The organism is Saccharothrix coeruleofusca, from assembly GCF_014648515.1.
GTDB lineage: Bacteria > Actinomycetota > Actinomycetes > Mycobacteriales > Pseudonocardiaceae > Actinosynnema > Actinosynnema coeruleofuscum.
This window is the reverse complement of the sequence record NZ_BMRG01000003.1, coordinates 648,580-655,141: the sequence shown is the minus strand read 5'-3', so window position 1 is coordinate 655,141 and position 6,562 is coordinate 648,580. Positions and strand designations below refer to the sequence as shown.

The 6,562-nt window shown below is 72.3% G+C and carries 7 protein-coding genes and 1 pseudogene; 4 read left to right on the top strand and 4 right to left on the bottom strand.

Annotation, left to right across the window (positions count from 1 at the left end; genetic code table 11):
* Positions 1–283: pseudogene (locus IEZ00_RS36475) on the top strand (hypothetical protein); the annotation flags it as partial.
* A 26-nt stretch (positions 284–309) separates the two neighbouring features.
* Here IEZ00_RS36475 and IEZ00_RS11650 read toward each other — a convergent pair.
* Positions 310–1,602 (bottom strand): PI-PLC domain-containing protein, encoded by a 1,293-nt coding sequence (locus IEZ00_RS11650; protein WP_189223189.1) that lies wholly within the window; start codon positions 1,600–1,602, stop codon positions 310–312.
* A gap of 105 nt (positions 1,603–1,707) precedes the next feature.
* Between IEZ00_RS11650 and IEZ00_RS11645 the strand changes: the two genes are divergently transcribed.
* Entirely contained in the window at positions 1,708–2,127 is a 420-nt protein-coding gene (locus tag IEZ00_RS11645) for a CoA-binding protein (RefSeq protein ID WP_189223188.1), read from the top strand.
* A gap of 45 nt (positions 2,128–2,172) precedes the next feature.
* On the opposite strand, the gene IEZ00_RS11640 is transcribed toward IEZ00_RS11645, so the two are convergent.
* On the bottom strand, positions 2,173–2,571 hold the full coding sequence (locus IEZ00_RS11640; protein WP_189223187.1) for a RidA family protein: 399 nt from the start codon (positions 2,569–2,571) through the stop codon (positions 2,173–2,175).
* 33 nt (positions 2,572–2,604) lie between these two features.
* Positions 2,605–3,432 carry a CPBP family intramembrane glutamic endopeptidase gene (locus tag IEZ00_RS11635; RefSeq protein ID WP_229795440.1) on the bottom strand — a complete coding sequence of 276 codons (828 nt, stop codon included), beginning with the start codon at positions 3,430–3,432 and terminating at the stop codon, positions 2,605–2,607.
* Between the two features lie 46 nt (positions 3,433–3,478).
* On the opposite strand from IEZ00_RS11635, the gene IEZ00_RS11630 reads away from it, so the two are divergent.
* A complete protein-coding gene (locus tag IEZ00_RS11630) occupies positions 3,479–4,096 on the top strand; it encodes a TetR/AcrR family transcriptional regulator (protein ID WP_189223185.1) in 618 nt (205 codons plus the stop codon).
* 44 nt (positions 4,097–4,140) lie between these two features.
* Here IEZ00_RS11630 and IEZ00_RS11625 read toward each other — a convergent pair whose 3' ends face one another.
* Positions 4,141–5,463, bottom strand: a complete 1,323-nt coding sequence (locus tag IEZ00_RS11625; protein WP_229795438.1) for an alpha/beta fold hydrolase — start codon at positions 5,461–5,463, stop codon at positions 4,141–4,143.
* Between the two features lie 218 nt (positions 5,464–5,681).
* Here IEZ00_RS11625 and IEZ00_RS11620 point away from each other — a divergent pair, with 218 nt between their 5' ends.
* The gene (locus tag IEZ00_RS11620) at positions 5,682–6,485 is read left to right on the top strand and encodes an alpha/beta fold hydrolase (RefSeq protein WP_189223184.1); all 804 of its coding nucleotides are present in this window, start codon (positions 5,682–5,684) and stop codon (positions 6,483–6,485) included.
* Positions 6,486–6,562: the final 77 nt, after the last annotated feature.

Here is a 6,562-nt window from a genome sequence, read left to right as displayed (position 1 = left end):
CACCGCCGCGTGTGACACCATCGGCGGCACCTCCGGCTCACCGGTGGTCCAGCTGTCCAGCGGCGAGGTCGTCGGGGTCAACAACACCGGCAACGAGAACGGCGAGCGCTGCACCCTGAACAACCCGTGCGAGGTCGACGAGGCGGGCGAGGTGACCGTGCGCCAGGGCATCTCCTACGGCCAGCAGACCTACCGGATCGTCCCGTGCATCGGGGCGGACGGCCGGGTGGACACGGGCTGCCCCGGGTCGCCGCACCGGTGGCGCGGCGACCCGGCCGCCTAGGCTCGGCCGCCTGGCGCGGTCCCCGGTCAGCCGGGGAAGCGCTCACCGGCCAGGGTGGCGACGGCGGCCATCGGGTTGCCCAGGTGGTAGTGGTCCACGGCCAGGTAGTTCGGCGTCTTGCGGGCGGCGGGCTCGCAGAAGCGCCGCGCCCGGTCGCCGAGCTTGCCGTTGTCGGTGGAGGCCGTGCCGGTGAGCGGCACGTCGCGGAAGTGGTTCATCACGAACAGCGGCCGGAAGCCCGGTTCGGTGCGGGTCAGCGGCGTGCCCCAGCGGCTGTAGCAGGACCAGTCGGAGGTGCCCGTGCCCGAGCCCATGGACCAGTAGTTCTCCACCGTCCAGTCCTGCTGGTACATCACGCCGTAGCCGTCCCTGGGCAGCGCCTGGTCGTCGGCCCGGTTGTGGTCGGTGAAGATGAGCAGGCGCTTGCCGCTGGAGCGCAGGGCGTCGAGGGTGGGCCAGCCGTTCTGCCGCACCCCCGCCTGGTCGGGGCGGAACAGCACGTCGGCCAGGCCGTTGACGCGGGCCAGCTCGGCGCGCAGCACCGAGGAGGAGACGTAGTCCTCCAGGAAGACGGTGACGAACTCGGTGGGGTTGCGGCGCAGGAAGTCCACGATGCGCTGCACGTCCACCCACAGCGCCACCGGCCTGCTGACCAGCGTGCAGCTGTTGTGGCACAGGATCGCGCCGTCGGAGGTCTGGTGGATGTCGAGCTGGAACCCGCGCACGCCGTCGGCGAGCTGCTGCTCGATGCCGCGCGCCTGGTTGGGAGCGAGGTTGATGAACGGCGGCGCGAACCCGCCGTCCACGCCGTTGGCGTAGGCGTTGTGCGCGGTGAGGAAGGTGACCTGGTCCAGCCGTCGCGCGCCGTCCGCCGGGACCGGCACCCGCTGGGGTGACACCGGGGTGAGGTACCACTGGTCCTGGGCGGTGCCGACGCGGACCTGGTCGCCGGGCGCGGTGAGGTAGCGGTCCGCGCCGGGGACCTTGAGCCGGTAGCGGTCGCCCGCGTCGGCCAGCACGTCCCACTGGGCGTCGGGGCTGTCGCAGGCCAGCACGACGGCCTGGTCACCGGATCGGCCAAGGCAGCGGCCGCCCTCCTGGAGGGTGCGGCCCGCGAGGGTCCACTGCTGGTGGTCCTCGTCGCCCTTGGGGCGGTGCTGGACCACGGTGGTGCCGGAGACGGCGGCGTTGAGGCCGGTGGCGGTGCTCTGCAGGTAGTAGGCACCGGGAGGCGGCGCGGCTTGGGCGGTGACGGGCGCGGCGGTGACGGGTGTGGCGGAGGCGAGCAGTGCGATCGCGACAGCAGGGATGACGCGCATCAAGGTTTCCTCTCGGGTGCTCCGCGGCGGCGGATGGCTCCAGGATCACCCGATCGAGAGTGGACGCGAAAGACCTTCATTAGTTCTCGTCCTACGCTGGACACCATGACCGAACCGTGGGGCGATTCCGAGAAGATCCGGCGCATCCTGGCGGAGTGCGACACGTGGGCCGTGGTCGGCCTGGCCAACAACCCGGGGCGGGCCGCGTTCGGCGTGGCGCGGTTCCTCCAGCAGCGCGGCAAGCGGATCGTGCCGGTGCACCCGGACGCGCCGACCGTCCTGGGCGAGCGGGGCTACGCGACGCTGTCGGAGATCCCCTTCCCGGTCGACTGCGTGGACGTGTTCCGCCGCTCCGAGGCCGCGGGCGCGTTCGCCGACGAGGCGGTGAAGATCGGCGCGAAGGCCGTGTGGTTCCAGCTCGACGTGGTCGACGAGGCCGCCTACCGCCGCACCACCGAAGCCGGTCTGGACATGGTCATGAACCGCTGCCCCGCCATCGAGTGGCCCGCCAACGGCCCCCGCTGACCACCTGCGAGCACCACCCGGCGCGCCCGCGCGGGCCGGTGACCGCTACCCGCCGTGGCCGGCGCGCGGGCGGCGACGGGCGGTGACCTCGATCTCGATGCGCATCCGGGGGTCCGCCAGACCGCACTCCAGCATGGTCGCGGCGGGCCGGTGCTCGGCGAAGGCCCGTCGCAGCACCGGCCAGCACGGTTCGAAGTCGGCGGCGTCGGGCAGGTAGTAGGTAACCCGCACCACGTCGGCCAGGGTGCAGTCCGCCTCGGCCAGCGCGGCGGTGATGTTGGCCAGGCACTGCTCGGCCTGCGCCACCACGCCGTCGGCGATGGTCATCGTCGAGTAGTCGAACCCGGTGGTGCCGGACACGTGCACCCAGTCGTCGTCGACCACCGCGCGGGCGTACCCGATCTGCTCCTCGAAGGTGGACCCGGACAAGATCGCTCGCCTCATGCGGCGAGTCTAGGAGCGCCGCGCGGCGGCGTCTCACAGGAACATCGGCAGTGCGTTGACCGCGCCGTGGACGACCAGGAGCGGCCACATCAGCCGGTACCGGCTCCACAGGTAGCCGAGGAAGAGGCCCTGGGCGCCCTGGTTCGCGAACGCCGAGGCCAAGTCCACCGGCAGGTCCCCGACGCCTTGGATGGCGGCGTGCCACCCGGCCCAGAGCAGTGACACGAGCACGATCGCGGGCCACCGGCCCAGGACGGCCTCCCACCGGGTCTGCGACCACCGCCGGTAGAACACCTCCTCCAGCAGGCTGTTCACCAGGAACACCACGACCACGGTGGCGATGAGCGTGACGGTGTCGACGGTGTCGGCGTAGTCGCTGGGCCGCAGGGCGAACGGGCCTGCGCAGCTCAGCAGCAGCCACACCGCGACGGGCACGACCGGAGCCACCCGCGGGCGGTCGCCGAGCGCGATCGCGGACGATCCGCGCCGAACCCGGAACAGCACGAGCGGCACCACCAGCAGGAGCAGCAGTTTCAACAGCACGTGCGCCGGTTCACCGCCACCCGTCAGGCGCAGCGCCACCGCGAACACCAGTGCGGCGGCCAGCAGGACCTCCGCCTCGACTCGGGTGCCCCTGGAGGCGAGCAGCGCGACGGGCGGCCTCGCGGGCACGAGCCGGATGGCCATGATGCCCGCCAGGGCGGGCGCCCACCTGGTCCACACCGGGACGGTGTCGCCGTGGTCCGCGGAGTACCGGACGGCGGTGTTCCCGGTCAGCACGAGCAGCGTCACGGAGCCCGCGAAGACCGCCACTCCGGCGACGAGCACGGCAACACCGGATTTGCCCGTCTTATTCAGCACACTTGTACGGTAAACGAAACCGCACAGGTGTGCTACAAAAACGGGCATGCCGAAGATCGTCGACCACGACCAGCGGCGCGCCGCGCTGGCGCGCGCGGTGTGGGCCGTGATCGACCAGGAGGGCATCGAGGGCGCCACGGTCCGCCGGGTGGCCGAGGAGGCGGGCGTGTCGGTCGGCGGGCTGCGCCACTACTTCGACAGCCAGCGCGGTCTCCTCCTGTTCGCCGCGCGGGAAGTGGCCTCCGCCGTGGGGGCCCGCGTCACCGCCCACCTGCGAGGCGACCTGCCCGGCCCTGAGCGGGCCCGGCGGCTGCTGGAGGAGCTGCTCCCCCTGGACGCCGAACGCCGCGTGGAGGTCGACGTCTGGTTGGCCTGCCTGATGCGCTCGCGCGTGGACCCGGCGCTGGCGGAGCTGCGCCGGGCCGGGTGGGAGGGCGAGCGCCACGTCTGCCGCCTGGCCGTCGCCCACCGCCGCGCCGCCGCTCCGCCCTCGGCCATCGGCGACGAACTCGGTGACCCGCTGCTGGAGCGGCTGGCGGAGCGGCTGCACGTCTTCATCGACGGCTTGACGTTGCAGGCGGCGGCTTACCAGGAGCGGCTCCCCCCGCGAGCCGTCCGCGCACTGCTCGCGGCCGAGCTGGACGCGATCGCGCGGCAGCGGTAGCGCCCACGCGGCACGACTACAGCGGATTCCCGGAGGCCGTCGCGTCAGGGCTGGGCGGGCGGGATCGGTTCGCCGGGGCAGGAGCCCTCGCTGGTCTTGCCCGTGTCGAAGAACTCCACCGCGATGGCGGCGCACGGCAGGTCGATCAGGGAACCGTGTTCGTCGTCCTCCACGGTGAGCAGGGCACCGCCGATCTGAGCGCGCATCTGGCGGGCCCAGGTGATCGGGGTGATCCTCTCGTAGAGGTGCCCGACCAGTTGCAGCGTGCTGGTGCCGCCGGTCAGCTGCCATGGCGTCGCGGGCAGCGGCCAGCCGACGCAGCGGTCGGCGTAAGCGCCGTAGCGGCCCGCGATCGGCAGCTCCTCGATCAGGTCGAGCCGGTGGCGCCAGATCTCGTCGAAGTCGCGGGTGCTGCCGGAGTCGTTGCACATCACCGCCGTCTGCTGGAACGGGCTGAACCCGAGGATCTCGCTGTCCCAGCCCAGCGCGCCCGGTTCGCTCACCGGGGCCGCGGACGCGCCGCGGTCGCGCACGTCGACCAGCCACCTGGCCGCTTCCGGCCAGTCGCGCCGCGAGTAGGTGATCATGCTGTCGAAGGCGCTGCGATCGCGCTCGCCGTTCTGCCTGGCGCGCAGGTCCAGCAGCGCGGTCGTCACCCCGGTCGTGGTGGCGCCGAAGCGGTAGACGTCGTCGTTGCGGGCCAGCCACGCGGCGAACTCGTGGAAAGCGTTCTCCCGCGCGGTCAGCTGCCCGCGGTCCATCTCCAGCATGCTCAACGTCGGCTGCATCACCGAGTCCAGCAGCATCTTGTCGACGTGCTGGTCGAACAGGGCCCGGTAGTGGGCTCCGAGCGCGGTGCCCCACGAGAAGCCGAGGTAGCTGATCTTCTGCTCGCCGAGCGCCTGGCGGATGCGGTCCATGTCGCGCGCGATCGTGGCCGTGGTCAGGTTGCGCGCGAACTCCGGGTCGGCGGCCACGCAGCGCTGGTGGTTGCGCCCGTCGCGTTCGGCGATGAAGCGCGCCCTCTCCTTCTCCGACAGCGAGGGGTCCGGCTGGGTCCGGTCGTCCTCGCACCACAGGCCGCCGCTGTAGGTGACTCCGCGGGGTGCGAAACCGATGAGGTCGTGGTGCACGCCGATCCCGGCGGCCTTCGAGTCCAGCACCTTCGTGGGCGTGCTCATGCCGGTGTAGCCGGGGCCGCCGGGGTTCAGCAGCACCACGCCGTCCTTGCGGCCGCTCGCCTTGATCCGGCTGATCGCGATGCCGATCGTGCGCCCGTCGGGCTTGGCGTAGTCGACGGGGACCTGCACCATGGCGCACTCGGTGCGCTCGTCGTTCTGCGACAGCGGTTGGCGACGTCCTTGCACAGCTGCCACCGCAGGGTGTCGGCCGCGGCGACTCCCGGCACGAGCGCCGTCGCCGTCAGCACGGCCATCAGCGGTCCGAGCACTTTTGCGATCTTCATCAGTTCATTATGTGAAGGACGCGGTGTGCCCTCTGGGCCGATCGCCTGCCGATATCACCCCCGAACGGCCTACGGCGGGCATGGATAGCGCCCGCGCGGGCGGGTGGTTAACCTGCGCCCATGCCGATCGCCTCGTTGAACGGGATCAACCTCAGCTACGACGTCCGGGGCGACGACGGAGATCTCGTGGTGCTGGTGATGGGCACCGGCAGTCCGGGCCGGGTGTGGCACGCCCACCAGGTGCCCGCGCTGCGCGCGGCGGGTTTCCGCGTGGCGACCGTGGACAACCGCGGCATCCCGCCCACCGACGAGTGCGCGGACGGCATGGTGATCGGGGACCTGGTCGGCGACGTGGCCGCGCTGATCGAGCACCTGGGTGGCCGCGCGGCGGTGGTCGGCACGTCGATGGGCGCGCGGGTGACCCAGGAACTGGCGCTGGCCCGCCCCGACCTGGTGACCCGCGCGGTGATGCTGGCGACCGCGGGCCGCAAGGACCCGGTCCAGTCGGCCCTGTCCAGGGGTGAGCGGGCGCTGCACGACAAGGGCATCACGCTGCCCGGCGAGTACCACGCGGCGGTCAGCGCGATCGTGAACCTCTCCCCCGCCACCCTGCGCGACCCGGTGGCGGTGCGGGACTGGCTCGACGTGTTCGAGTACACCGGGTCGGCGATCAGCGCGGGTGTGCGGGCGCAGATGGAGCTGAACGACTTCGACTCGCGGCTGGCCGCCTACGCGGCGATCACCGTGCCGTGCCTGGTGATCGGGTTCGCCGACGACCGCGTGCTGCCGCCGCACCTGGCCCGCGAGGTGGCCGAGGCGATCCCCGGCGCGCGCTACGAGGAGGTGGCCGACGCGGGCCACTACGGTTTCCTCGAACGCCCCGCCGAGGTCAACCGCCTGCTGGTGGACTTCCTGCGGGGGTGACGGCCGCGCGCCGCCGAACGGGGCAACGGCCGCCGTTCCGCGACGCGGGACGGGTCGGCTCCGCTACCACGGGCCCG

Coding starts and splice junctions, on each gene's coding strand:
- IEZ00_RS11630 (WP_189223185.1), top strand. CDS start 3,479: ATGCCGAAGATCGTCGACCACGACCAGCGGCGCGCCGCGCTGGCGCGC.
- IEZ00_RS11620 (WP_189223184.1), top strand. CDS start 5,682: ATGCCGATCGCCTCGTTGAACGGGATCAACCTCAGCTACGACGTCCGG.
- IEZ00_RS11650 (WP_189223189.1), bottom strand. CDS start 1,602: ATGCGCGTCATCCCTGCTGTCGCGATCGCACTGCTCGCCTCCGCCACA.
- IEZ00_RS11645 (WP_189223188.1), top strand. CDS start 1,708: ATGACCGAACCGTGGGGCGATTCCGAGAAGATCCGGCGCATCCTGGCG.
- IEZ00_RS11640 (WP_189223187.1), bottom strand. CDS start 2,571: ATGAGGCGAGCGATCTTGTCCGGGTCCACCTTCGAGGAGCAGATCGGG.